We start from the raw sequence: 23,947 nt of genomic DNA, 5'->3' as shown, positions 1-23,947 counted from the left end.
TCAGTCCTCGGGGCCCAGGTACCGGTCGAGCTCGTCCGTGAGCCCCTTGGCCGCGGCCTCGACCATGTTGAGCACCGCGGTGAACCCGTCGTCCCCGCCGTAGTAGGGGTCGGGCACCTCGGGGTTGGGGCCGGTCCCGGGGGCGAAGGACCGGAACAGGCGCAGGCGCGAGGCGTCGAAGCCGTACTCGGGGCCGCGTTCGGCGACGGCCGCGGAGACCTCGTCGTGGTTGTCGAGGTCCATGGCCAGCACGAGGTCGGCCTGCTCCAGGTCGGAGGGCCGGAACTGGCGTGCGGTGTGCCCGGTGAAGTAACCGTGCACCCGGAGCGTGGAGGCGGCACGGGGGTCCATCGCTCCGCCGACGTGCCAGTCACCGGTGCCGGAGCTCGTGACCTCGACCCGGTCTCCCAGGCCGGCGCGTTCGAGATCGGCCCGCAGCACCTTCTCGGCCATGGGAGAACGGCAGATGTTGCCCAGGCACACCACCGCGACACGGTAAGGGCCCTGGGGGTCGCGCTGCTTCGGCAAGCTCATGCCCCTCACCGTAACGGAGAACGGGCCGAGCGGCCCGCCTCCTGCCCGCGTGGTGGCCCCGTATCGCAGGGGTTCCGGGCTCCCGAGCGGTCTAGGCCTGGGGCAGGCGCACGATGGTGACGAAGAAGTCGTCGATCTTGCGGACGACCTGGATGAACTGGTCGAAGTCCACGGGTTTGGGGACGTAGGCGTTGGCGTGCAGGCGGTAACTGCGCAGCACGTCCTCCTCCGCCTCGGAGGTGGTGAGCACGACGACGGGGATGTGCGCGAGTTCCTCGTCGCCCTTGACCTCTTCCAGGACCTCGCGCCCGTCCTTACGGGGCAGGTTGAGGTCGAGCAGGATCAAGTGGGGCCGGGGTGCCTCGGCGTACTCGTCCTCGCGGCGGAGGAACCGCAGGGCCTCGACGCCGTCGGAGACCACGTGGAGGCGGTTGCCCACCTTGTGTTCCTCGAACGCCTCCTTGGTCATCAGGACGTCACCGGGGTCGTCCTCGACCAGCAGCACCTCGATCGGATGCACCAACATGACCTCGCTCACGCTCACAGACCCCCGGCTGCCGGGGGAGGACCCCTAGTCGTCGGGGGAAACCGTACCGCTGCCGGGTCCCTGGGAGGGACCCGCGCCTGCGTCGGCGGACTCGGAGCCCTCACCGTCCTCGGCGGGCTCTTCGCCCTCCTCCTCGGACGCCACGGGCAGGGACCAGCATATGCGGGTTCCGGTCTGCCCGGACTCGCGTTCGGTCGTGTCCAACCAGATCCGGCCGCCGTGGAACTCCACGATCTTCTTGCACATGGACAGGCCGATCCCGGTGCCCGAGTACTTGTCCCTCGTATGCAACCGCTGGAAGATCACGAAGATGCGGTCCGCGTACTGCGGTTCGATTCCGATTCCGTTGTCGGTGCAGCAGAAGATCCATTCGTCACCCTCGCGGCGCACGCCGACGTGCACCCGGGGCGGGTCCTCACCTCGGAACTTCACGGCGTTGCCCACGAGGTTGAAGAAGACCTGTGTGAGCAGGGTCCGGTCGCCCTCGACGGTGGGCATGCGGTCGCCCGTGACCTCGGCCTCGGCCTCCTCCAGGCGCGCCGAGATGCTGACCAGGGAGTCGGTGAAGGCCTCGTCCAGGTCGACAGGCGCGAAGTTCTTGGTACGCCCGACCCGGGAGAAGGCCAGCAGGTCGTTGATGAGCGTCTGCATCCGCTTGGCGCCCTCGACCGCGAAGTCGATGTAGGAATCGGCGCGGTCGTCGAGCCGGCCCTGGTAGCGCCGCTGCAGGAGCTGCACGAAGCTGGCGATCTTGCGCAGGGGTTCCTGCAGGTCGTGGGAGGCGACGTAGGCGAACTGTTCGAGCTCGAGGTTGGAGCGGCGCAGTTCCTCGGTCTGGCTCTCCAGGAGCCCGGACTGTTCCTGCAGCTTGCGGCGGGCGAAGGCGACCTCGTCGAGGTCCTGGACGATGCGTTCGCGCATGGAGTCCACGTCCTGGCCCAGGCGCACGATCTCGGGCGGCCCGTGCAGGGCGATGCGGTGCGCGTAGTACCCCTCCGAGACCTGGCGCATGTGCCCGGCCAGCTCCTCCAGGGGACGCAGCACCCACTGCTGCAGCATGACCCACAGGAACACCGACAGGAACACCACGACGAGCCCGACGAGCACGAGCAGGGCGACGACCTGCTGGGTGGCCAGGGTCAGGCCGCTGCGGGCCTCCTCGATCTCCTCCTGCAGCTGCTGGCTGGTGGCGTCGCTGATGCGCTCCAGTTCCAGGAACAGCACCCGGCCGCGCTGGAGGTCGGCCTGGGACGGGGTCTCGCCGTTGCCGACCTGTTCCAGGGCGGGGGCGGCGAACTCGTCGGACCACACCTCGCCGGCCTCGAGGAGCTCGTCGATGTTCTCGGCGACGTCGGGGTTGTCCTCGGCGAGCTGGGTGAGGTCGGCCTGGTGTTCCAGCAGGTTGAGGCGGGCCTCGACGTAGGGCTGGAGGAAGTCGCGGTCCTGGGTCAGGATGTAGCCGCGCAGGGCGTGGTCCTGGCTCAGGTAGGAGGCACGGGTCTGTTCCACGGCGCTCACCGCGGGGGTCAGCGAGTCGACCTGCAGGCTGAGGGAGTCGCGGGCCTGGAACGCGGCCAGGGTGATGACCGAGACCGCCACGACCAGAACGACCGCGACGACGGTGAGCAGGCTGGTGACCCGGCGGCGCAGGCTCCACGACTCGTGGGTGGAGCGCACGCGCGGGCGCGGGGCGGCGTGCACGAACCGGGTTCCCGCGTCGGGGCGGTGCCCGGCCGCGCCTTCGGGGTCGTCGGGGTCCCCGGGGTCGCCGGTGGCCTCCTCGCCGGGGGCGGGTTCGTCGTCGGACGCGGCGCTCCCGTCGGGTCCGGGCTCGCCGCCGGGGTGTGCCTTCCCGTCGGGGTCGGCCTCCGCCTCAGGGGCGGCCTCTCCGTCGCGGGCGCCCGCGGGCCCCTCGTCCTTCGCGCGGCCTTCACCGCGGGCCCCGCCCGGGCCCCGGTCGGCGCCGTGTCCCTGCGGGTCCCCGGGCCATCCCTGCGAGTCCGGGTCCTCGGGGCCGCTGCCGCTTCCGGTGCTCACTTCGGTTCCCCGTGCTTGACCAGGAGCATGGCCACGTCGTCCTGCAGCGGGCCGCCGTTGCTGCGTTCGGCCTCGTCGACGACGTGCTCGGGGAGGTGGTTCAGCGACACCCCCTGCCCCAGGATGCGGCCGACGAGGCGGCGCAGTCCCTGGACCTCCAGGCGCTCGGGCGGGCCGTCGTCGTAGGCGTCGACGAGCCCGTCGGTGTAGAAGAGCACGCTGGAGCCCTCGGGCAGGGAGAAGACGTCGGGCTCGGAGTCGGGTTCGACGGGGAACACCCCGAGCGGGGGCTGCGGCGAGGCCTGGATCTCCTTCACCTCACCGTCGCGGATGACCATGGGCGGCGGGTGGCCGAGCACCCGCACGCGCATCCGGTCGGTCCCGGTGTCCAGGCTGGCCATGCAAAGCGTCGCGTACATCTCCTCCTGCGCGCGCTCGCTGACCAGGATGCCCTCGAGGTGGGACAGGACCTCGTGCTCGGCGACCCCGCCCATGATGAGCGCGCGCCAGGCGATGCGCAGGCTGACCCCGAGGGCGGCCTCGTCGGGGCCGTGGCCGCTGACGTCGCCGATGAGCACGTGCGTGGTGCCGTCCTTCTCGACGGCGTCGTAGAAGTCGCCGCCCACGAGCGCGCGCTTGCGGCCGGGGCGGTAGTAGGCGCGGTGGCTGAGGGGGGAGCGCTCCAACAGCACCTGGGGCAGGAGACCTCGTTCCAGGCGCATGTTCTCCCGGGCGCGCATGCGGGCCTCGCGGAGTTTGCGCACGTTCTCGTCGGCGCGTTTGCGTTCGACGGAGTAGCGCAGGCTGCGGGCGAGCAGGGAACCGTCGACCTGGCCCTTGACGAGGTAGTCCTGGGCACCCGCGGCGACCGCGGCCAGCCCTTCGTGCTCGTCGTCGAGGCCGGTCAGGACCACCACCGCCGCCGAGGGTGCGGCGTCGAGGACCTGGCGCAGCAGATCCAGACCCTGCGCGTCGGGGAGGTTGAGGTCCAGCAGGACACAGCCGCGGAAGTTGCGGAGCTTCTCCTTGGCGTCCTTGAGGGTCTCCACCCAGGTGATACGGGTCGTCAGGACCGTGTCGGCGAGCAACTCCTCGGCCAGCATGGCATCGCCGGGGTCGTCCTCGACCAGAAGTACGTCAACCGATTCGACGGTAGCCTCCACCCGCTTGTTCAGGACGCCGTCGCCACCCGGGGAGTCGGGCCTGTGCGGCCCGCCTCTGTGGACAGCACTGGCGCCGGGGGCGGCGTCGACCGCTCCCTGGCCGGTCACGGGCACGGGGTCGTGCCCTGGGCTCCTGGTTTCCACTCATCGCCTCCGGTCGGGCCGGACGCGTCGGCGCTGCTCGCGCAGACCGGCCCGGGCAGGCGGCCCGGGCCCCACCGGCGGTTCCGACCGCACGACACCCACAAGATAATCGCCGCGTCGCCCGCTTGACCAGCGAGCGCGACGAGAGACATCCGATGCCTGCGGGTGGAACCGCATCCCCATTGTGCACGTAGTTCCGCACCCCGCGGGTCATCCCTCGCGGCCCCGGGGAGGCCGTGGAGCACGGGAGCAGCGCAGCCGCACGCCTCCCGGGTGTTGATGACAGGTTGTCGTATACCACTTGACACCGCTCCCCCGGGAAATGACATCATGTCATGAAATTGCCGACGGAAAGGCGGAAGACCACAGTGAGCGCCACGGCTGCGGCACCCCCCACCCAGCAGACCCCCTCCCTCTTCTCCGAGCGGCTCAAGTCCGCGACCTGGGACGAGCACGAGGCCGCGGAGCAGCACGGTTTCACCCAGGCCCTGCTCGACGGACGCCTCGGCCGGGACGGCTACACAGCCATGGTTGCCCAGCACTACTTCGCCTACCTGGCACTGGAGGAGGTCGGCCGCGCGCTGAGCGACCACCCCGTGGCCGCCCCGTTCCTGGAGCCCGAGCTCGAACGGGTCCCCGCCCTGGAACGCGACCTGGCGCACCTGCTCGGCGACGGGTGGCACCGCCTCGTCTCCCCCACTGCCCCCACGCGCACCTACGTGGCCCGGCTGCAGCAGATGGCCGACCACCCGGAGGGGTTCGTCGCGCACCACTACACGCGTTACCTCGGCGACGTCTCCGGCGGGCAGTTCATCTCCAAGGTCGCCCGCCAGACCTACGGGTTCGACGACGGGCCCGGGGTGTGCTTCTACGACTTCGGGGCCCTGGGAAGCCTGCCGAAGTTCCGCGCGCGGTACAAGGAACACCTCGACGCCCTGGACCTGTCGGAGGCCGGCGAGCGCGCCCTGCTGCGGGAGACGCGCCTGGCCTACCAGCTCAACACCGAGGTCCTCGCGGACCTGGGGCGTACCCACACGCCCTGACCCGGACGGCCCCGGGAAGTCCCCCGAGGACTGCGTGAGCGCTGCCCCGAACGTTCCGTGTGGTGCGCGAGCGCCGAGTGCACCGCACGGAACGCACGCACGAACGGCCGAGCACGTCCGACGGCCCCGGTTGGGGTGCGCGCCGTGACACCATGGAGGCATGCCCAAGATCACCGCCCCCACCATCGCCGCGCACCGTGCCCGCACACGCGAGCGCATCATGGAGGCGGTCGACGCGCTCATCCAGTCGCAGGGCATCGACCGGATCTCCATGACCGACGTGGCCGGCGCCGCGGGCATCACACGCACCGCGCTGTACAACTACTTCCCCGACAAACCGGCGCTCCTGCTGGCCTTCACCGAGCAGATCAACAACGCCTTCGTGGAGCGCTACCGGCAGGAACTCCCGTCGGGGGTCTCGTGCGCGCGGCGCCTGTCGGCGTTCGTCCGGCTCCAGCTGGAAGGCATCGTCAAGCACCCGCACCCGCCGGCCGCCGAGCTCGGCGCGAGCCTGGGCCCGGACGCCTACCAGCGCCTGGCCGACCACGTCGCCCCGATGCAGCGGCTGTTGAGCGAGATCCTGGAGGAGGGCGCCTCCACCGGGGAGTTCGACCCACTGCCCGCACACGCCACCGCGGGGCTCACACTGTCCATGGTCGGGTCCCAGCGCATCCCGCTCGTGCAGGGCGAGGCCGACCTCGACCGCACCCACGCGCTCATCACCCGGTTCACCCTGCGCGGCCTGGGCGTTCCCACCGAAACCGTGGACACCGTGGTGCCGAAACCGGCGGCGGAGAGTGGCCAGGCGTGACCCAGCGCGATAATGGCGTGCCCGCAACACGGCCTGCTGTGTTGACCGGGCGATATCGAGTCGCTACCGGACGGAGACGTCCGTAAGAATCAGGGGCCCCAGACCGAGCAAGCTACTCGTGAGGCCCCTGACGTGCCCCTAGTGCTGATCCTCCTCGGCGCCGCGCTGGTCGCGGTCGCCATGTTCAACAAGGTGCCGCAGTTCGTCCCCGGACGTGTCGTGCCCCCGCGCGTCCCCGCCCGACCGGGCTCCGTCGCCGCACCCGAACGGGTCGAACGCCCGCGTGTGCGGATGGCGTCGGCCAAGCTGACCGAGCAGGGAAGAGCGCTGCTCACCGCGGTCGGCGGCAGCGCCCTGATCATCGCTTTCTTCCTCACCCTGTCCGGTTTCTGAGACCGGCCAGGCGCACCAGCATGCCGCCCGCGGCGGTCGCGGCCACACCCCCGGCCACCGCGGCGGCGGCAGCGACCCGGCGCCGGGACCGGGTTCCGTTGCGCGCCGCCCGCTCGGCGATCATCCGGTCGGTGTCACCGAAGGCGCCCCCGCACAGCAGGGGGTCGAGCTCCTCCGCGCGCCACGGCGAACCCCAGCCGCGCGGGGCCTCCAGGCCGCCCGGGAGCGGGAGGGTACGGGGCTTCCAGCGCACCGGCTCGGGGCCGTTCGCACGCGGGGCCTCCAGCACACGCGGCACCGGACCGCGGTAGCGCAGCGTTCCGGGCGCGTTGGCGATGAGCTCCACCAGGAGCATCGCGCAGGCCCGCGCGTCGCCCAGGGCCGTGTGCTGGCCGGTGGGCCAGCGGCCGCTGAGCGCGTGCGAGGCCTTGGGCAGGGAGTAGCGTTCCAGGTCGAGCTGGGACCGCAGCGCACGCAGCGTGCACAGGCCCGCCTGGCCTTCGGGGAGCCCCGCCGGCACGAGCTCGGAACCGAGGAAGCGCCGCTCGAAGTCGAGGTTGTGGCTGACCACCACCGCGCCCGACAGCAGCCGGGTCAGGTGTGGAACCACGTCGGCGACGGTGGGGGCGCCCAGCACGTCGCTGTCGCCGATGCCGTGGAACTCCTGCCCCGAGACGTCCGCACGCGGGTCGACCAGGGTGCTGAACTCCTCCACGACCTTGCCGTCGCCGCGCACCCGCACCACCGCGAGCTCGACCACGCGGGCGCCCGAGGCCGGGTCCAGGCCCGTGGTCTCCATGTCGAGCACCGCGTACTCCAGGTCCGCCGCCCGCACCCCGACCCTTCGGCGGGTCAGAGCACCCGTTCGCAGCGTTCCCATGGTCGTGTCCACCCTCCTGGCCGTCGATCGTCCCGGTCCGCGCCCGGGTACGGCATCCGACCCTACTGCCCACCTCGGACAGGCTTTTCCCGGCGACGCGCGGATGGGCGGCGAGGAGGGAAGAAAGCACCCGTCTGCGGCGTTCCGAGCGGGTGCATCCCCCCGGGTGCACGTTCCCCCGCAGACCGCCCGGCCGGTGCGCGACCCGCGCCGCCCGGGCCGCGAAGAGCAGGAGATCCCCTCCCATGCCCCAGAACCCGAGCCCCAAGTACGTGCCCCTGGCCGAGGCGGTCCGATCCGAGATGCGGGAGAGCGTCCACTACGGAGCGGTGGTCGGCCTGGCCGCCGACGGGCGCATCGGATACGCCCGCGGGCCCGTGCACCAGGCGATGTTCCCGCGTTCCTCCGCCAAGCCGTTCCAGGCCGTGGCGATGCTGCGCGCCGGAGCCGACCTGGAGGGCGAGGCGCTGGCGATCGCCGCGGGAAGCCACGGCGGCGAGACGTTCCACGCGGCCGAGGTCGGCAGGATGCTCGCCAAGGCCGGGCTGGCACCGGACGCGCTCCAGTGCCCGCCCGCCATCCCCGGGACCAAGGCAGCGCAGGCCGAGCACGTCCGGGGCGGGCATGGGCCGGAGCCGGTGCTGATGAACTGTTCGGGCAAGCACGCCGGGTTCCTGACCGCGTGTGTGCGCAGCGGGTGGAGCACGCACGACTACCGCGAGAACGACCACCCGCTGCAGGTGCTCGTGCGCGAGACCATCGAGGACCTGTGCGGGGAACCGGTCGCCCACACCGCCGTGGACGGGTGCGGGGCGCCGCAGATGGCGGTCACCCTGGCCGGACTGGCGCGGGGCCTGTGGTCGATGCGGACCGCGCCCGACGGGAGCCCGGAGCGCGCGGTGCTGGAGGCGATGAGCGCCCACCCGGAGTACGTCTCGGGGACCGGGCACGAGCGGGTCGACACCGACCTCATGCAGCGGATGCCGGGCCTGGTCTCCAAGGTCGGCGCCGACGGGGTCCTCGTGCTGAGCACACCCGGCGGGGAGGCCGTCGCGGTCAAGATCAGCGACGGCGACGCCCAGCAGCGGGCCCGTACCCTGGTCGGGCTCGACGCCCTGCGTGCGCTCGGCGTCGACGTCTCGCCCGTGGCCGACCGGCTGCGTGTGGACGTCGAGGGCGGTGACAAGGTCGTGGGCGAGGTACGGCCGCTCTAGGGAGCGGGCCGCCGCACGGCGCGGCCCCGGCGCACGGCAGACCAACGGACACGAAGGGAAGTGGCACACGGTGCGGGAGAGCATGGAGGAGATCGTCGTCGTCGGCGCGGGGATGGCCGGGCTGCACACGGCCGAGGCACTGCGCACCCAGGGGTATCTGGGCGGACTGACGATCGTCGGTGAGGAGGAGCACCGGCCCTACTCCCGCCCTCCGCTTTCCAAGGAGGTGCTGACCGGGGCCGGGCTGACCCCGTCGGGCGGCGAGCCGGGGTGGCTGGCCGGGCACCGGGCGCTGCAGCTGCGCGACGAGACCGTCGTGGAGGCGATCGGGGCCGACTTCCGGCTGAGGCGGCGCGCCGTGGGCCTGGACACCGACAACAGGCTCGTGCGTGTGCAGGGGCCCGACGGTGAGGAGAGACTTCCCTACGACGGCCTGGTCATCGCCACAGGGGCGCGGGCGCGGCGCCCCGACACCGACCTGGCGGGGGTACACGTGCTGCGCACCCTGGACGACGCCGAGGCGGTGCGCGCGGAGTTCGACTCCGGCGGCAGCCTGGTGGTCGTGGGCGGCGGGTTCGTCGGCGCCGAGGTGGCCGCGAGCGCGCGGGCCGTCGGCATGGACGTCACGCTCGTGGAGGCCGAGGAGACCCCGATGCCGCGGGTCGTGCACCCTGCCGTGGGCGAGGTCCTGGCCGACCTGCACCGGGAGAACGGTGTGGACGTGCGGCTCGGCGTGAGTGTGACGGGGTACGAGGGCTCCGGCCGGGTGGAGCGGGTGCGGCTGTCCGACGGTTCCGAGGTGCCCGCGACGCTGGTGGTCGCGGGGATCGGGGTGCACCTCAACACCGAGTGGCTCGAGGGTTCCGGTGTGGAACTGCTCGAGGACGGGTCGGTGGCCTGCGACGAGTACTCGGAGACCACGGTTCCGGGGGTCTACGCGGTGGGCGACCTGGCGAACTGGCCGCACCCGCGGTTCGGTGGCCGGATCCGGTTGGAGCACTGGACCAACGCCGGCGAGCAGGGGGAGATCGCCGCGCGCAACCTGCTCGCCCGGGCCGCCGGTGAGGAGCCCACACCCTTCACCCCGGTGCCCTACTTCTGGTCCGACCAATACAAGATGAAGATCCAGCTGCTGGGCCAGGGCGCCCCGGCGGATCAGGTCAGCTTCGTGCACGGTTCGCCCGAGGACCGAAAGTTCGTCGCCTTCCTCGGACGCGACTGGATGCTCACCGGCGTGGTCGGGTTGCGGTCGACGCCGCGGACCATGCGGTACCGCGCGCTCCTGGAGGAGCCGACCACGTGGGAGGAGGCGCTGGCCGCCGCCGGCGCCGGCTGAGGGCGGCCCGGGGCGCCGGGGCGACGGCCCTGGGGACCTGCGGGACGGCCCCCAGGGTTCAGGTGCCCCGGCACACCCCGCGCGGCGTCACTCGTGAACGGTGATGGCCTGCTTGGGGCAGAGGCGCGCGGCCTGCCGGACCTTCTCGTGCTGGTCGGACCCCGGCTCCTCGGTCAGCAGGTACAGGAAGTCGTCGTCGCGGACCTCGAACACCTCAGGGGCCTGCCCCATGCACAGGGCGTTGCTCTCGCACTGGTCGTAGTCGACCTCGACTCGCATGCTCGTGTTCCTTCCTCTTGCGCGGATGTACCTCGACCCTAGAACACGTTCCGTGCGCAAAACCGGCACATAAAGCCCCTATTACCCCGCCTGCAACATGTTCTTCCTGGTCGCCCGGGCCGGACGCCGGACGCCCCCGGAGCGCTCACGGCGCCCGCGGAACAGCCGCGACCGGCCGTTCCCGGCCAGCGCAGAACCCCGGACCGTCCCGGTGTGTCCCAGCCTTCATCGACACGGGCACGAGATGGAGCGGGAGCGAGGGTGTGGGCATGGAACGGGACCGAGGAGACACGGGGCAGGATCCCGCGGAGCACGGGCCGGACCCGGCACAAGTGCCGGACGCGGCCGGCACCCCGCCCGGACCAGAGGAGCAGGACGCGGACCGCGCGGAGCGCACCCCCGGCCAGACACACGGGCCGGACGAGGCGCGCAGGCCGGGCGAGGAGCACGAGCAGCACGAGGCGCACGTGCCCGACGAGGCACAAGGGCCAGAAGGCCGCGCGGAGCACACCCCCGGCGAGGAGCAAGATCAGGACGAGGCGCGCAGGCCGGGCGATGAGCACGGGCCGAGCACGTCCAGCGATCCGGGCGATGCACACGAGCAGCGCGAAGCACACGGGCCGCACGAGGCGCAGGGGCCGCCGAACGTACACGGACCGTACGGGCCGCACTTGCCGCACGGCCGGCACGGGCCACCGCATCCGGCCCACTCGCCATATCCGACGCACCCGGACCGAGCCCTCTACCCGGAGCACGGGCGCTACGCGGACCCGCCCGAGTACGACCTGCTTCCTCCCCGCTCGCGCATGCCCACGCCCGAGGCGCCGTTCTGGCTCCCGGCCGTCGTGCTCGCCGTGGGTGTCTTCGCCGCGGTGGCCGTGACCTTCGACCGCCCCGGGCTGGGCCTGGTCGCGGCCGGCGTCGTGGGCGGGCTGGCCGCGTTCGTCTCACTGCTGGTGCGCCCCGGTGTGCCCGAGGGCGACCGGGCCCCGATCCCCGACGGCTCTGCGGGACCCGTGCCTGTCGGCTCTCCTGGGCCCGCACCTGGCGCACCGCGTCCGGCACCTCCGCTCCCCGAGGAACCCCAGGGACACACGGAGCCCGAGGCCCCGGAGGACACAGAAGGCACGCGGGACGCTCCGGCAACCGGTGAGCACGAGGGCACCGAGGCGGCCGAGGAGGCGGAGACCACCGGCGACACCGACACCCCCGACGACCGTTCCCGTGCCTGGGCCGCGGTCTACGGCGTGGCCTCCGCGCTCCTGCTCTCCACCGCCCTCTTCCTCGACGCGGGCTGGGTCCTGCTGTGGACCCTCCCGGCGTCCTTCCTCCTCGCGTCGTTGGCGTTCGCGACCCGGAACCCGGCGGCCCGTCAGAACCCCGCCGGCCTCCTCGCCGGCGCCACCGCGGTCGTGCGCAACACGGCCGCCGCTCCCCGGTTCCTGGCGCGTCCCGTCCGCCGGGTCTCCTCCCGCACCAACGCCGTACCGGTGCTCGCCACGGCCGGGATCACGGCCGCGCTGCTCCTGGCCTTCGGAACGCTCCTGGTCCTGGCCGACCCGGTCTTCCGGGAGTTCGCGGTGCGCCCGTTCCGTTCGTTGACCGTGGACGGCGGTTCGGTGGGTTCCCTCTTCAGCGCCCTCGTCGCGATGGCCGCCACCACGGGCGCGGTCCTGGCCGCACGCCGCCGCCTCCCGGGGCCTCGCCCCGCCCGGGACCCGAAGCCCGCGCCGACCACCGCCCCCGCGCACTCCACCGCACCGGCCTGGTCGTGGGCGGTCCCGCTGGGCGCGGTGGTGCTGCTGTTCACCGCGTTCCTCACGGTCCAGGCTGTGACGCTGTTCGGCGGAGACGCCTACGTCCAGCGCGTCGCCGGGGTCACCTACGCCGAGTACGCGCGCCAGGGCTTCTTCCAGCTCGTCGTGGTGAGCGCCCTGGTCATGGGCGTCGTGGGTGCGTCCGTTCGGCTCGTCCCCAAGCGCCCCGGACGCGGACGCACGCTGCGCAACGCCCTGCTCGGCGCGTTGTGCCTGCTGACCATGGTCATCCTGGCCTCGGCCATGGTGCGGCTCCAGCTGTACATCGACACGTTCGGGCTGACCCGGATGCGGGCGACCGCCGAGGCCTGGATCGTGCTCAGCGCCGTGGTGTTCGCACTGGTCGTGGCCGTGGGCGCGCTCAACACGCTGGGCCGTCGCGCCGGGTGGCTGCCGCGCGCGACCGTCGCAGCCACCGCCGCGGCGCTCCTCGCCTTCGCCGCGGGCAACCCGGACGCCCGGATCGCGGAGAGCCACCACGACCTCGACCTCGCCGAGATCGACACCGGCTACCTGCGCGGCCTGTCCGCCGACGCCCTGCCCGCGCTCGTGGAGTTGGAGGGCGACGACCGGGCCTGCGCGGTCCAGATCCTGCAGAGCCGGGTGGAGGAACCGGACGACGTGTGGTCCTGGAACCTGTCGCGGCACCAGGCGCACACCCTGTTGCAGGAGGAGGGCCCGTTCGAGGTCGGCGACGGGTACGGCGACCCCACCGACGTCGGCCCCGGGGACGCCGAGCGCGAGGACGGCGGCAGGGGTTCCGCCCCCGACGCGCGCACGACCTGCGCCGAACCGCGTATGGACGGGGAACCCTACTGACGCCCGGACGGGGCCCGGGGCGCACCACCGACGTGCGACCCCGGGGTGCGCCCCCGCCGACACGTGTCAGCGGGAAAGCGCCCTCACCCCTTCGCGAACCGGTCCGTGGCCCCCAGGAGCCGGTCCATGATCCCCGGCTCGCTGAACGCGTGCCCCGCGTCGTCGACGATGTGGAACTCCGCCTCCGGCCACGCCCGGTGCAGGTCCCACGCGGTACGCACGGGCGTGCACACGTCGTACCGCCCCTGCACGATCACCCCGGGGATGTGGCGGATCCGCTCCGCACCGTCGATGAGCTGGCCGGGCGTGAAGAAGCCGAGGTTGCTGAAGTAGTGGTTCTCGATCCGCGCGAACGCGAGCGCGTACTCGGCGCCGGCGTGCTGCTCGCGCACCGCGGGGTCGGGCCGCAGCGTGACCGTGGAACCCTCCCACACGCTCCAGGCGCGGGCCGCCTCCAGCCGCGTCTCCCGGTCGGGCGCGTTGAGTCGGCGCGCGTACGCGGATACGAGGTCGCCACGCTCCTCCTCGGGGATGGGGGCCAGGTAGTTCTCCCACAGGTCGGGGAAGAGCATCGACGCGCCGTGCTGGTAGAACCAGCTGATCTCCTCCTCGCGCAGCGTGAAGATGCCGCGCAGCACGAGCTCGGTGACACGGTCGGGGTGGGTCTGCGCGTACGCCAGCGCGAGGCAGCTGCCCCAGGAACCGCCGAAGACCTGCCAGGCCTCCACACCGACCATCGCGCGCAGGCGTTCGATGTCCTCAACCAACGTCCAGGTGGTGTTCGCGGACAGGTCGGTGTCCATCCCGCTCGCGTGCGGGGTGGAACGCCCGCAGTTGCGCTGGTCGAACAGGAGGATGCGGTACTTCTCCGGGTCGAACAGGCGCCGCTGGTTCGGGTTGGTTCCGCCTCCGGGGCCGCCGTGGAGGAACACGACCGGCTTGCCCTCCGGGTTGCCGCTCAGCTCCCAGTAGATGCTGTTGCCGTCGCCGACGTCGAGCATGCCGGAGTCGTAGGGCTCGATGGGCGGGTACAGGGTGCGCACGTTGCAGGCCTTTCCGTGGCTGTCGGGGTGGTGCGCCGCGGGCTGCGGCGCCGGACTTGCGGGTCGTACGTGCCGGGCGGGGCGTGGGGGCTCCGCGGCCCGGGCCGCCTCGGGGAACCCGGGTCCCCCGGAAGCCGGCTTCCGTTCTTCAGAGCCGGGCCAGGAGCTCGGTCTTCTTCGCGGCGAACTCCTCGTCGGTGACCAGGCCTTCGTCGCGCAACCGGCCGAGTTCGCGGATCTTGGCGAAGATCTCCTCGCCGCCGCCACCGTTCCCGCCGTTGCCACCGCCGGCGGGCGCGGCCTCGATCTGCTCGGGACCGGGGCCGGCGGCGACGGCCCCGCCGCCTCCCCCGGCCAGGTGGGCGTTGACGGTGGCGGCCATGAGGAACGCCTCCTCACTGCCCTTGGCACCGTGGGTGGCCAGGGTGAAGAAGTCGTGGCTGATGTCGGTGGCCTCGGCGATGGTGACCCCGCGCAGCACGATCCGCAGCCACCCCTCGCTGATGTCCACGGGCGGGTGCCAAGTCGCCCGTTCGATCTCCGCGAGCGCGTAGTCACGGTGTTCCTCGGTCCCCTTGGCGGTGCTCGCGAAGAACCCGTCCCACGTCAGACGGACCCGGTTCCCGTCGAAATCGGCCCGCCCCTCCCCGGTGCGGGCGCGGAACGGAACCCGCGCGACCAGCGACCGGGCGACGTCGACGGATGCAGGGCTCCCGGACGTCTCGCGTTCCATCCGCGCGGAGGAGGCGATCTGGTCGGCGAAGTACTCCGCGAGCAGTTCCTGGTCGTGCGGGCCGGTGAGCAGGAGCGGGGTGAGGTCCTCGCTCTCGGCGGCGCCCAGCCCGGCGTAGGGGTCGGCGCCCTCGACCAGGCGCAGGCGCATGCGCCACCCGTGTTTGCGGTCGCCCCGGTCGAAGTCGACGCCGGCGATCGCGCCGAGGGGGACGGAGCACGACCCGAGGGCCTTGAGCAGCGCGGGTACACGGCGCCCCGAGAAGGACAACCGGACCTCGTCCGGGCCCAGCCGCCAGGTTCCGTGTCGTCCACGCAGCTCCTCCATGGCGGACATCCTACGGCGGCGGGGGCGCTCCCACACCCCGGTGACCCGGTCCGACGCGGGCGCCCGCCCGCCGCGTCCGGGGGCGGTATCCCGGCGTCCCGCACGCCTCCCCCGCCCCTCGCACGACAGGCGTCACCCGTTCCGATCCCGGGTAGGAACCTCCGCACGGTCGGTCCGGACGGGGCCCGGGCGCGCACATCGCGAGCGCGCCGACACCGCCCCGGCCGGCCTCCCCGTCCCAGCGACCCGGAGGGCGAAGCGATGTCGAACGATGCCTCCGTCGGTGCGGCGGAGTTCCGCGCCGCACGCGATCTGCTCCTGGAGCTGCGTCTGGAGCAGGCCACCGCGCACCATCGGTTCACCTGGCCCGCGACCGACGACTTCAACTGGGCGATCGACCACTTCGACGAGGTCGCCGAGCGCCGCCCCGACCGCACCGCGCTGTGGATCGTGGAGGAGGACGGTTCGCACTCGCGCTACACCTACCGGCACATGTCGGAGCGTTCCAACCAGGTCGCGAACTGGCTGAACTCGCAGGGTGTGCACGCCGGCGACCGGGTCCTGCTCATGCTCGGCAACCAGGTGGAGCTGTGGGAGTGCATGCTCGCCGCGCTCAAGCTCGGCGCGGTCCTGTGCCCGACCCCGGTCGCCCTCACCGAGACCGACCTCGTGGACCGCCTGGAGCGCGGGGAGATCGCGCACGTGGTCTGCGGCCCGCCGGAGACGGAGAAGTTCGCCGGGTTGCAGGGCCACTGGACCCGCATCTGCGTGGGCTACATGGAGGGCTGGCTCAGTTACGCCGACTCCGAGCACGCGGGGCTGGAGTTCCGCCCGCCCGAGCGCTCCGAGCCCGACGACCCGTACCTGGTCTACTTCACATCCGGCACGACGGCGCTGCCGAAGCTGGTCACGCACTCGCGGATCTCGTACCCCGTCGGACACCTGTCGACGATGTACTGGCTGGGCGTGCAGCCGGGCGACGTGCACCTGAACATCTCCGTGCCGGGGTGGTCCAAGCACGCGTTCAGCAGTGTGTTCGCGCCCTGGAACGCCGAGGCGACGGTGCTGGTCCTCAACCACCTGCGTTTCGACCCCGACCGCCTGCTGGAGGAACTCACCGACCGCGGCGTCGACACCCTGTGCGCGCCGCCGACCGTGTGGCGCATGCTCGCGGAGCGGGACATGGCCTCCCGGGACGTGCAGCTGCGGGAGGTGGTCTCGGCGGGTGAGCCGCTGACCGCGGACATCGTGGAGAAGGTGCGCACGGCCTGGGACCTCACGGTGCGCGACGGGTTCGGGCAGACGGAGGCAACGATGCTGGTGGGCAACGCTCCGGGCCAGGTCGTGGTGCCGGGGTCGATGGGCCACCCGCTGCCCGGTTACGACATGGTGCTCCTCGACCCGGAGTCCGGGGAACCGGTGGCAGACGGCGACCCCGGGGAGCTGTGCGTCGACCTCGGACAGGGCCCGGTCGGGGTGATGCAGGGGTACGCCGACGACACGGCGCTCTCGCGGGAGGTCACCCGGGGCGGGGTACTGCACACGGGCGACGTCGCGGTGCGGGGCGACGAGGGCTTCCTCACCTACGTGGGCCGCACCGACGACGTCTTCAAGGCCTCCGACTACCGCATCTCACCATATGAACTGGAGAGCGTGCTGTCGGAGCACCCCGCGGTGGCGGAGGTCGCGGTGGTGCCCTCGCCCGATCCCCTGCGCCTGTCGGTGGTCAAGGCGTTCGTGGTCCCGGCCGAGGGAGCGTCCCCCGACGAGGAGACCGCACGTTCGGTCCTGGAGTACTCGTGGGAGCGGTTGTCCCCGTACAAGAGGGTCCGACGGGTGGAGTTCACCGAACTGCCCAAGACGGTCTCGGGTAAGATCCGGCGAGTGGAACTGCGGCGCGCGGAGGCCGACCGCGGGTCCGTCATCGACGGATCCCGCAACCGCCACGAGTTCTGGGAAGAGGACCTCGTGGACTGACCGGCCGGCTCCCCCCGTCGACAGGAACGCCCCGGCATCGTCTCGCTCTGTGAGACGCGGGTCCTGTTCTCCCAGCCGGAATCGGCAGCGCCTCCGCAGCGTCCACTCCGGAAAGAGCGGATTCCGGCCGGGCGCCGAGGCCCGGTGCGGACCCGTGACACGCGTACCGAGGGGAAGGCACGATGCCGAGCACGAACGACACGAGGGTGGCCAGTTACCAGCCGCTCATCGCCCCCAAGGACCTGCTGGCCGAGCTCCCCCTGGGCGCCGAGAGCAGCGCCCTGGTGGCCGACGCCCGCACCGAGGTCAAGCGGGTGCTCGACGGCCAGGACGACCGCCTCCTCGTGGTGGTGGGTCCGTGCTCCGTGCACGACCCCGCCTCGGCGATGGACTACGCCCGGCGCCTGAAGGCCTTCGTGCCGTCGGTGCGCGACGAGCTGTGCGTGGTCATGCGCGTCTACTTCGAGAAGCCGCGCACCACCGTGGGGTGGAAGGGCCTGATCAACGACCCCGCCCTGGACGACACCTACGACGTGCACCGCGGCCTGCGCACCGCCCGTGAGCTGCTGCTGGACATCAACGAGCTGGGCCTGCCCGCGGGCACGGAGTTCCTCGACCCGATCACCCCGCAGTACATCGCCGACGTCGTCTCGTGGGGCGCGATCGGCGCGCGGACGACGGAGAGCCAGGTGCACCGCCAGCTGAGCAGCGGCCTGAGCACCCCGGTCGGGTTCAAGAACGGCACGGACGGCGACGTGCAGGTGGCCGTGGACGCCGTGGGCGCTGCCGCCGCCTCGCACACGTTCTTCGGTGTGGACCCGCGCGGCGCCGGTTCGGTCGTGGTGACCGACGGCAACCCGGACGGCCACGTGATCCTGCGCGGCGGCCGCGGCGGCCCGAACTACGACGCCGCGCACGTGGGCCAGGCCCTGGACGTGATCGAGGGCGCCGGTCTGCCCCGCCGTCTGATGATCGACGCCAGCCACGCCAACAGCGGCAAGGACCACAAGCGCCAGCCGGCCGTGGCCGCCTCGATCGGTGAGCAGCTGGCCGAGGGCCAGAAGGGCATCGTCGGTGTGATGCTGGAGAGCTTCATCGAGGAGGGGGCGCAGAAGCTGGGCGACCCGGCGGAGCTCACCTACGGGCAGTCCATCACCGACAAGTGCATGGGTTGGGAGACCACCGAGGGTGTGCTCTCGGACCTGGCCGAGTCGGTGCGGCGCCGCCGCAAGGCCTGACACCGGTAGCGCCCGGGGCGGGGCCCAAGCCCCGCCCCGGGCAAGCACCCAAAGCCCGCGCCGGGCGCCAGAAGCGGAAGGCCAGGAAGGGCCGCCCTGCGACACCCAGTCAAAGCCCGCTCCGGGCACCAGCACCGGAAGGCCATTGGCCCGGTAGGGCCGTCCTGGGACAGGCACCCAGAATCCGCTTCGCGCAGGTCACCCCCGCTCCGGGCACCAGGGCCGGAAAGCCATTGGCCCGGAAGAGCCGATCTCGGTACGCCCACCCAAGATCCGCTAAGAGCACCAGGACCGGAAGGCCAGAAGGCCCCGGAAGAGCCGATCTCGGGACGCACACCCAAGATCCGCTTCGCGGCGGGCGCGAGCGCTGGCGAGTGCCCGCCACGAAGCGGAAGACGCCTGAAGCTCAACCCCGTGCATGCCGCACCGGCAGGGGCCCTCACCCGCACCACTTCCGCGGAGCCCTCCACACGACGATGCCCCCGGGTCCAGCCCGGGGGCACCTTCATGTCATGCCGACTGCCTCCCCAGGGGAGGTACCCGGCGCCCGTCCCGGGCACCGGGGCAGGAAGTCCTGCCCGCCCCGGTATGGCCATTCCGGCAACCCCTGGGCACGTCCCGAGGGCGAATACCCACAGCCTCCTGAGACTCGCGCCCAAGACTCACCACGGGCGCCAGAAGCGGAAGGCCATTGGCCCGGTAGGGCCACCCCGGGACACCCGCCCAAGATCCGCCCCGGGCAAGCACCAAAGCCCGCGCAGGGCACCAGAAGCGGAAGGCCAGGAAGGCTCCGGAAGAGCCTTTTCGGGACGCACACCCAAGATCCGCTCAGGGCACCAGGACCGGAAGGCCACTAGCACGGAAGAGCCGATCTCGGTACGCCCACCCAAGATCCGCTTCGTGGCGGGCGCGAGCGCTGGCGAGTGCCCGCCGCGAAGCGGAAGACGCCTGAAGCCCAGCCCTATGCATGCCGCACCGGCCCGGCCACCTCAGCCCGTATCCACCCCAGGACACGGTCATGTGATGCCGAGGTCCTCCCGACTCAGCGGGTGTCCTTGACCGTCTCCCCGCCCTGCAGCACGAGCTCGACGTTGGCCGGATCGCCCAGCAGCGACACGTCGGTGAGCGGGTCGCCGCCGCACACGACCAGGTCGGCGAGCTTGCCGGCCTCCACCGTGCCGACCCGGTCGGCGGCGCCGATCAGCTCCGCCGCGTCCCGGGTCCCGGCCACGATCGCCTCCATCGGGGACAGCCCCACCGACACCAGCTGGGCCAGCTCGCGCAGGTTCCGGCCGTGCTCGGAGATCCCCGCGTCGGTGCCCAGCGCCACGCGCACCCCGCGTGCGACGGCGTGCGAGACCCGGCGGTAGGTCTCCTCGGCCAGGGCGCGCTTGGTGTCGATCGCCTTCTGCGTCATGAGGTGGACGCGGTCCTCGAAGTCGAACGTGGTGAGGGTCGGGACGAGGAAGGTCCCGTGCTCCAGCATCAGGTCGATGCCCTCGTCGTCGATGAGGTAGCCGTGCTCGATGCTGGCCACCCCGCCGCGCACGGCGTTCCGGATCCCCGCGGCGCCCTGGGCGTGCGCGGCGACCGGACGCCCGCCGTGTTTGGCGGTCTCGGCGACGATCGCGGCGATCTCCTCCTCCGTGATCCCCTCGTCGGTCGGCCCGTCCGAGGGGCTCGACAGGCCACCGGTCGCGCAGACCTTGATGACGTCGGCGCCGTCGCGCACCAGCCGGCGGGTGGCGACCACGGCCTCCTGCACGGAGTCGGCGATCTCCGCTGCGGTGTGGTTGCAGTCGTGCGGGTTCTGCCCGGACGGCAGGGTGAAGTCCGCGTGCCCACCGGTGTGGCTCATCAGGCGCAGCGCCATGTTCATACGCGGGCCGCGCACCAGGCCGCGTTCCTGCGCGGTCCGGAACCCGGTGTCCGCACCGCCCAGGTCGCGCACCGACGTCACACCGCCCTCCAGCGTGCGCCGCATCCGGTCGCCGGCCTCGAACGCGTGCAGGCTGCGCGAGACCGACGCGTTGTTGGTCGCCAGGTCCTTGCCGCTCTCGAACCCGATGTGCACGTGGGTGTCGATGAACCCGGGCAGCACCGTGCGTCCCCCGAGCGTCGCCTCCCGGTCGCCGGGCCGGCTCTCCGGGGCCTGCGCGCGCGGGCCGGCGTAGGCGATGGTGTCGCCCTCGACCACGACCACCGCGTCGGTGACGGGCGCGGCCCCGGTCCCGTCGATGAGGGTGAGGTCCCGGTACAGGGTCCTGGTGGCGGTCATGGACAGCTCCTCGTGATGGTGGGTTGTCGGTGTAGGGACAGGGGGCGGGCCGGGCCCGTGTCAGGCCCGGCCCGCGGTCGCGGCGGGTGATCAGAGGTGCGGGTACATGCCCGGTCCGATCGGCAGTCCGCCGAAGTAGAAGATGGCGAGCACGCTCACCCACAGGACGAAGAAGACCGCGGAGAAGGGCAGGCAGCGGGCGATGACGGTCCCGATGCCGGCCTTGGGCTCGTAGGCCTTCAGGAACCCGAGCACGATCACCACGTACGGGTTCAGCGGCGAGAGCACACTCGAGGTGGAGTCGCCGATGCGGTAGGCGGCCTGCACGAAACCGGGCTCGAAACCGATCAGCGCGAACATCGGCACGAAGACCGCCGCGAACAGGGCCCACTGCGCCGACCCGGAGATGATGAAGAAGTTGATCAGGAACGCCAGGACGATGAAGCAGACGATGGCGCCGAACCCGGTCATACCGGTGGCCTCCAGCGCCTCGGCGCCCTTGATCGCGATCCAGGTCGAGACGCCGGTCCAGTCGAAGAGCTCCAGGAACTGCGCCATGACGAAGGCCAGGACGATGAAGCCCGACATCTCCTTGACGGTGTGGCCCATCATCCGGGTCAGGTCGGCGCCGCTGCGGATCGCCCGGGTGCTGAGACCGTAGGCGACGGCGGGCACGGCCAGGGTGAGGAAGACCAGGAACACGACCGAGCTGAGCAGCGGCGACTCGGGAAGGAACGCACCGTCCTCGTTGCGCATGGGCGCACCGGGCGGCAGCGTCACGGCGAGCACCGCGGCGACGGTGAACACGAGTGCGAGGCCGGACCAGCGCAGGCCGGTCTTCTCACTCGCGGTCAGGACCGGGTCCAGCTTGAGGTCGGGGCGGTCCTCGTTCGAGGCGGAGGCGGACTCGTCCTCCTCGACCTTGTCGCGGCCGGCCTTGGCGCGCTCGACGGTGGGCTCCAGGACCTTGTCGATGAGCAGACCGGAGACCAGGCTGAGCACGATCGCGATCGAGAACGTCAGGAAGTGGTTGGAGACCGGGCTGACGTGGGTCGGGTCCAGGTGCCCCACCGACTGCATGGCGGTGTTGGAGATGCCCGACAGCAGCGCGTCGGTGCTGGTGATAAACGGGCTGCAACTGAACGCGGCCATGGCGGCGGCGAACGCACCGAGCAGACCGGCCACGGGGTGGCGTCCGGCGGCCTTGAAGACCATCGCGGCCAGCGGCGGGATCACCACCATCGCGGCGTCGCTCATGATGCTGCCGGAGACGGCGACGAACGCCGTGACGTAGGGCAGCAGCCACTGGGGCGCGCTGGCGAAGGCCTTGCGCACCAGGGTGTTGAGCAGGCCGGTGCGCTGGGCGAGGCCGACACCGAGCAGGATGGTGAGCACCACCCCGAGCGGCGGGAAGCCGATGAAGTTGTCGACGACGTTGGTCGTCAACCAGGTCAGGCCCTCGGCCGTGAAGAACCCGTTGATCTCGTGGGGTCCGGAGTCGTCCCCGGGGATCTCGTAGGTCGCGCCCGTCGCGGACATGATCGTGGAGACCACGGCCACGAGGGCGAAGAGCAACAGGAACAGGACGAAGGGGTCGGGGATCTTGTTGCCGACTCGCTCGATGGTGTCGAGCATGCGGGCGAAGAACCCGGGGCGGGCCTCACCTGCGGCGTTCTTGGTGCGCCGCTCGGGCTTGCGTGTACTCATGGGTCTCCTGGAGTCAGGGCCTGTTTGGGTGGACGCCTTCCGTCGCGAGCGGCGCATCCAGTGGTGCTCTCACAAGGCCGAAGAAGGAGTCGGCCGGGTGTGCCGTTGACTGATGAGAACGCTGTGAGAGTGCCGCTGGGGCGTCGCGCAGCAGGTAATCGGTGTCCGCCAAGCAGGCCCAAGGGGGGGTAACAGGGGCGGGACGCGCAAGGCCCGGCCGGTCGGCCGGGCCCCGCGCGCGGGTCGTCGGCCCTCAGGCGTCCGCTGGCGCGGGGCCGGTGTCCTTGTGCACCGCGCCGTCCTTGACGACGGCGGTGACACGTGCGGGGTCGCCGAGGGTGGTGACGTCGCTCAGCGGGTCGCCGGAGCAGACCACGACGTCGGCCCGCTTGCCGCGTTCCAGGGTCCCGATCTGGTCGGAGAGCCCGAGGAGGGCGGCGGCGTCACGGGTTCCGGCCAGGACCGCGCGCTCGGGTGAGAGCCCGTGGTCGACGAGCAGGGAGAGCTCGCGCAGGTTGCGCCCGTGGGCGCAGATGCCGGAATCGGTACCGAGGGCGACGTTGACCCCGGCACGCAGTGCAGCGGTGATGTTCTCGCTCAGGTGCTCCTGGAGCCTGAGCTTCTTGGCCACCGCGTAGTCGGCCGACCGCTCGGGGTCGGGCGGGGTGGTGGCGGTCGACAGCGTCGGGACGAGATAGGCGCCGGACTCGAGCATGAGCTCGATGCCGCGTTCGTCGATCTCGTATCCGTGTTCGACGCTGGTCACGCCCGCGGTGAGGGCGTTGTGGATACTGCGGGCACTCTGGGCGTGGGCGGCCACGGGCACACCGTGTGAGGCTGCCTCGCGGACGACCACCCCCATCTCCTCGACGTTGAGGCCGTCGTGCCAGGGGGTGTCGCGGGGGCTCCACACGCCACCGCTCGCCATCACCTTGATGACGCCCGCGCCCTTGCGCATGACCTCGCGGGTGTTGCGCAGGGCCTCGGTGACACCGTCGGTGAGCAGGGAGATGCCGCCGTCGGGGCCGAGGACGGAGCCGGAGTCGAACCCGCAGCAGGTGCGGAAGTCGCCGTGCCCGCCGGTGGGCCCCAGGGCCCGGTAGGCGGTGACGATCCGCGGCCCGGGGACGAGCCCTTCGTCGACGGCCTGTTGGGTGGCCATGTCCAGCCCGGCCAGGTCCCGCACGGTCGTCACGCCGGCATCCAGGGTGGCGGCCAGGCGCGGCAGGGCGGTGTAGTAGCCGTAGTGCGGGGGCTGGTCGAGCAGCTGGGCGGGGTTCATCCCGTCCCCGGCCATGACCATGTGCACGTGGGTGTCGACGAAGCCGGGCAGGATCGTCCCGCCGTGTGCGTCGATCTCCCGGTGGGGCCCGTTGATCTCGGGGAGTTCGGCGGCCGGGCCGACCCAGTCGATACGGCCGTCGCGGACCACGACCGCGCCGTCGTGGATCGGCGCGGACCCGGTCGCGTCGAACACGGTGCCGCCTCGAACGACCAGGGTCGGATCCACCATCACTGACTCCCTCTCCGCGACCCCGCTTTCCATGATTCGGAACACGGGGTGCACATAGCTGACATCTCACCGAAACCCACAGCTCAGAGCCGTGGAACGGATCTTGCGGCAAGC

Annotated in this window: 19 protein-coding genes; 8 read left to right on the top strand and 11 right to left on the bottom strand. The window is 71.9% G+C overall.

Annotated features, from left to right (window positions below; all coding sequences use genetic code 11):
- The 4 genes from IDM40_RS24950 to IDM40_RS24935 form a co-directional block, all read right to left on the bottom strand.
- Window positions 1-534 carry a low molecular weight protein-tyrosine-phosphatase gene (locus IDM40_RS24950; RefSeq protein WP_193124504.1) on the bottom strand — a complete coding sequence of 178 codons (534 nt, stop codon included), beginning with the start codon at window positions 532-534 and terminating at the stop codon, window positions 1-3.
- A 91-nt stretch (window positions 535-625) separates the two neighbouring features.
- Complete coding sequence (locus IDM40_RS24945; RefSeq protein ID WP_193124516.1) at window positions 626-1,060, bottom strand: response regulator; 435 nt, start codon at window positions 1,058-1,060, stop codon at window positions 626-628.
- Between the two features lie 45 nt (window positions 1,061-1,105).
- On the bottom strand, window positions 1,106-3,118 hold the full coding sequence (locus IDM40_RS24940) for an ATP-binding protein (RefSeq protein ID WP_193124503.1): 2,013 nt from the start codon (window positions 3,116-3,118) through the stop codon (window positions 1,106-1,108).
- Window positions 3,115-4,395 (bottom strand): PP2C family protein-serine/threonine phosphatase, encoded by a 1,281-nt coding sequence (locus tag IDM40_RS24935; protein ID WP_193124515.1) that lies wholly within the window; start codon window positions 4,393-4,395, stop codon window positions 3,115-3,117. Before IDM40_RS24935 ends, IDM40_RS24940 begins: the two co-directional genes overlap by 4 nt.
- Window positions 4,396-4,793: 398 nt before the next feature.
- Between IDM40_RS24935 and IDM40_RS24930 the strand changes: the two genes are divergently transcribed.
- The 3 genes from IDM40_RS24930 to IDM40_RS24920 all read left to right on the top strand — a co-directional run bounded on the left by IDM40_RS24930 (window position 4,794) and on the right by IDM40_RS24920 (window position 6,672).
- Window positions 4,794-5,468: a biliverdin-producing heme oxygenase gene (locus IDM40_RS24930; RefSeq protein WP_193124502.1), complete on the top strand. Its 675-nt coding sequence runs from the start codon at window positions 4,794-4,796 to the stop codon at window positions 5,466-5,468.
- Between the two features lie 160 nt (window positions 5,469-5,628).
- Window positions 5,629-6,279: a TetR/AcrR family transcriptional regulator gene (locus tag IDM40_RS24925; protein WP_193124501.1), complete on the top strand. Its 651-nt coding sequence runs from the start codon at window positions 5,629-5,631 to the stop codon at window positions 6,277-6,279.
- 132 nt (window positions 6,280-6,411) lie between these two features.
- Window positions 6,412-6,672: a hypothetical protein gene (locus IDM40_RS24920; protein WP_193124500.1), complete on the top strand. Its 261-nt coding sequence runs from the start codon at window positions 6,412-6,414 to the stop codon at window positions 6,670-6,672.
- Here the strand turns inward: IDM40_RS24920 and IDM40_RS24915 are convergent.
- Window positions 6,653-7,552: a 3'-5' exonuclease gene (locus IDM40_RS24915; protein ID WP_193124499.1), complete on the bottom strand. Its 900-nt coding sequence runs from the start codon at window positions 7,550-7,552 to the stop codon at window positions 6,653-6,655. The genes IDM40_RS24920 and IDM40_RS24915 overlap by 20 nt on opposite strands.
- 245 nt (window positions 7,553-7,797) lie before the next feature.
- On the opposite strand from IDM40_RS24915, the gene IDM40_RS24910 reads away from it, so the two are divergent.
- Window positions 7,798-8,766, top strand: a complete 969-nt coding sequence (locus tag IDM40_RS24910) for an asparaginase (protein ID WP_193124498.1) — start codon at window positions 7,798-7,800, stop codon at window positions 8,764-8,766.
- Window positions 8,767-8,848: 82 nt separating this feature from the next.
- Window positions 8,849-10,102, top strand: coding sequence for an NAD(P)/FAD-dependent oxidoreductase (locus IDM40_RS24905; RefSeq protein WP_216631297.1), 1,254 nt, complete (start codon window positions 8,849-8,851; stop codon window positions 10,100-10,102).
- A gap of 87 nt (window positions 10,103-10,189) precedes the next feature.
- Here the strand turns inward: IDM40_RS24905 and IDM40_RS24900 are convergent, their stop codons facing one another.
- A complete protein-coding gene (locus tag IDM40_RS24900) occupies window positions 10,190-10,381 on the bottom strand; it encodes a ferredoxin (protein ID WP_017616136.1) in 192 nt (63 codons plus the stop codon).
- A gap of 269 nt (window positions 10,382-10,650) precedes the next feature.
- On the opposite strand from IDM40_RS24900, the gene IDM40_RS24895 reads away from it, so the two are divergent.
- Window positions 10,651-13,017 (top strand): DUF4153 domain-containing protein, encoded by a 2,367-nt coding sequence (locus IDM40_RS24895; protein WP_235997920.1) that lies wholly within the window; start codon window positions 10,651-10,653, stop codon window positions 13,015-13,017.
- A gap of 83 nt (window positions 13,018-13,100) precedes the next feature.
- Here the strand turns inward: IDM40_RS24895 and pip are convergent, their stop codons facing one another.
- Both pip and IDM40_RS24885 read right to left on the bottom strand, forming a co-directional pair.
- Complete coding sequence (gene pip, locus IDM40_RS24890) at window positions 13,101-14,060, bottom strand: prolyl aminopeptidase (protein WP_193124496.1); 960 nt, start codon at window positions 14,058-14,060, stop codon at window positions 13,101-13,103.
- 148 nt (window positions 14,061-14,208) lie between these two features.
- Window positions 14,209-15,120: a DUF4429 domain-containing protein gene (locus tag IDM40_RS24885; protein WP_193124495.1), complete on the bottom strand. Its 912-nt coding sequence runs from the start codon at window positions 15,118-15,120 to the stop codon at window positions 14,209-14,211.
- 261 nt (window positions 15,121-15,381) lie between these two features.
- Here IDM40_RS24885 and IDM40_RS24880 point away from each other — a divergent pair, with 261 nt between their 5' ends.
- Window positions 15,382-17,097, top strand: a complete 1,716-nt coding sequence (locus tag IDM40_RS24880) for an AMP-binding protein (RefSeq protein ID WP_193124494.1) — start codon at window positions 15,382-15,384, stop codon at window positions 17,095-17,097.
- Window positions 17,098-17,279: 182 nt separating this feature from the next.
- A complete protein-coding gene (locus IDM40_RS24875) occupies window positions 17,280-18,335 on the top strand; it encodes a 3-deoxy-7-phosphoheptulonate synthase (RefSeq protein WP_193124493.1) in 1,056 nt (351 codons plus the stop codon).
- Window positions 18,336-19,377: 1,042 nt separating this feature from the next.
- On the opposite strand, the gene IDM40_RS24870 is transcribed toward IDM40_RS24875, so the two are convergent.
- From IDM40_RS24870 to IDM40_RS24860, 3 genes are all read right to left on the bottom strand, one after another.
- A complete protein-coding gene (locus IDM40_RS24870; RefSeq protein WP_193124492.1) occupies window positions 19,378-20,613 on the bottom strand; it encodes a metal-dependent hydrolase family protein in 1,236 nt (411 codons plus the stop codon).
- A gap of 90 nt (window positions 20,614-20,703) precedes the next feature.
- Entirely contained in the window at window positions 20,704-22,320 is a 1,617-nt protein-coding gene (locus tag IDM40_RS24865; protein WP_193124491.1) for an AbgT family transporter, read from the bottom strand.
- A gap of 253 nt (window positions 22,321-22,573) precedes the next feature.
- Window positions 22,574-23,833 (bottom strand): metal-dependent hydrolase family protein, encoded by a 1,260-nt coding sequence (locus IDM40_RS24860; protein WP_193124490.1) that lies wholly within the window; start codon window positions 23,831-23,833, stop codon window positions 22,574-22,576.
- Between the last annotated feature and the right edge of the window lie 114 nt (window positions 23,834-23,947).

This window comes from Nocardiopsis coralli (assembly GCF_014892575.1).
GTDB lineage: Bacteria > Actinomycetota > Actinomycetes > Streptosporangiales > Streptosporangiaceae > Nocardiopsis > Nocardiopsis coralli.
This window is presented reverse-complemented; position numbering and strand designations above follow the sequence as displayed.

Bases quoted from the DNA above. Each gene is read 5' to 3' on its own strand.
- IDM40_RS24950 (WP_193124504.1), bottom strand. From the start codon at position 534: ATGAGCTTGCCGAAGCAGCGCGACCCCCAGGGCCCTTACCGTGTCGCG.
- IDM40_RS24945 (WP_193124516.1), bottom strand. From the start codon at position 1,060: ATGTTGGTGCATCCGATCGAGGTGCTGCTGGTCGAGGACGACCCCGGT.
- IDM40_RS24925 (WP_193124501.1), top strand. From the start codon at position 5,629: ATGCCCAAGATCACCGCCCCCACCATCGCCGCGCACCGTGCCCGCACA.
- IDM40_RS24915 (WP_193124499.1), bottom strand. From the start codon at position 7,552: ATGGGAACGCTGCGAACGGGTGCTCTGACCCGCCGAAGGGTCGGGGTG.
- IDM40_RS24910 (WP_193124498.1), top strand. From the start codon at position 7,798: ATGCCCCAGAACCCGAGCCCCAAGTACGTGCCCCTGGCCGAGGCGGTC.
- IDM40_RS24905 (WP_216631297.1), top strand. From the start codon at position 8,849: ATGGAGGAGATCGTCGTCGTCGGCGCGGGGATGGCCGGGCTGCACACG.
- IDM40_RS24900 (WP_017616136.1), bottom strand. From the start codon at position 10,381: ATGCGAGTCGAGGTCGACTACGACCAGTGCGAGAGCAACGCCCTGTGC.
- IDM40_RS24895 (WP_235997920.1), top strand. From the start codon at position 10,651: ATGGAACGGGACCGAGGAGACACGGGGCAGGATCCCGCGGAGCACGGG.
- IDM40_RS24885 (WP_193124495.1), bottom strand. From the start codon at position 15,120: ATGGAGGAGCTGCGTGGACGACACGGAACCTGGCGGCTGGGCCCGGAC.
- IDM40_RS24880 (WP_193124494.1), top strand. From the start codon at position 15,382: ATGTCGAACGATGCCTCCGTCGGTGCGGCGGAGTTCCGCGCCGCACGC.
- IDM40_RS24875 (WP_193124493.1), top strand. From the start codon at position 17,280: ATGCCGAGCACGAACGACACGAGGGTGGCCAGTTACCAGCCGCTCATC.
- IDM40_RS24870 (WP_193124492.1), bottom strand. From the start codon at position 20,613: ATGACCGCCACCAGGACCCTGTACCGGGACCTCACCCTCATCGACGGG.
- IDM40_RS24865 (WP_193124491.1), bottom strand. From the start codon at position 22,320: ATGAGTACACGCAAGCCCGAGCGGCGCACCAAGAACGCCGCAGGTGAG.
- IDM40_RS24860 (WP_193124490.1), bottom strand. From the start codon at position 23,833: ATGGTGGATCCGACCCTGGTCGTTCGAGGCGGCACCGTGTTCGACGCG.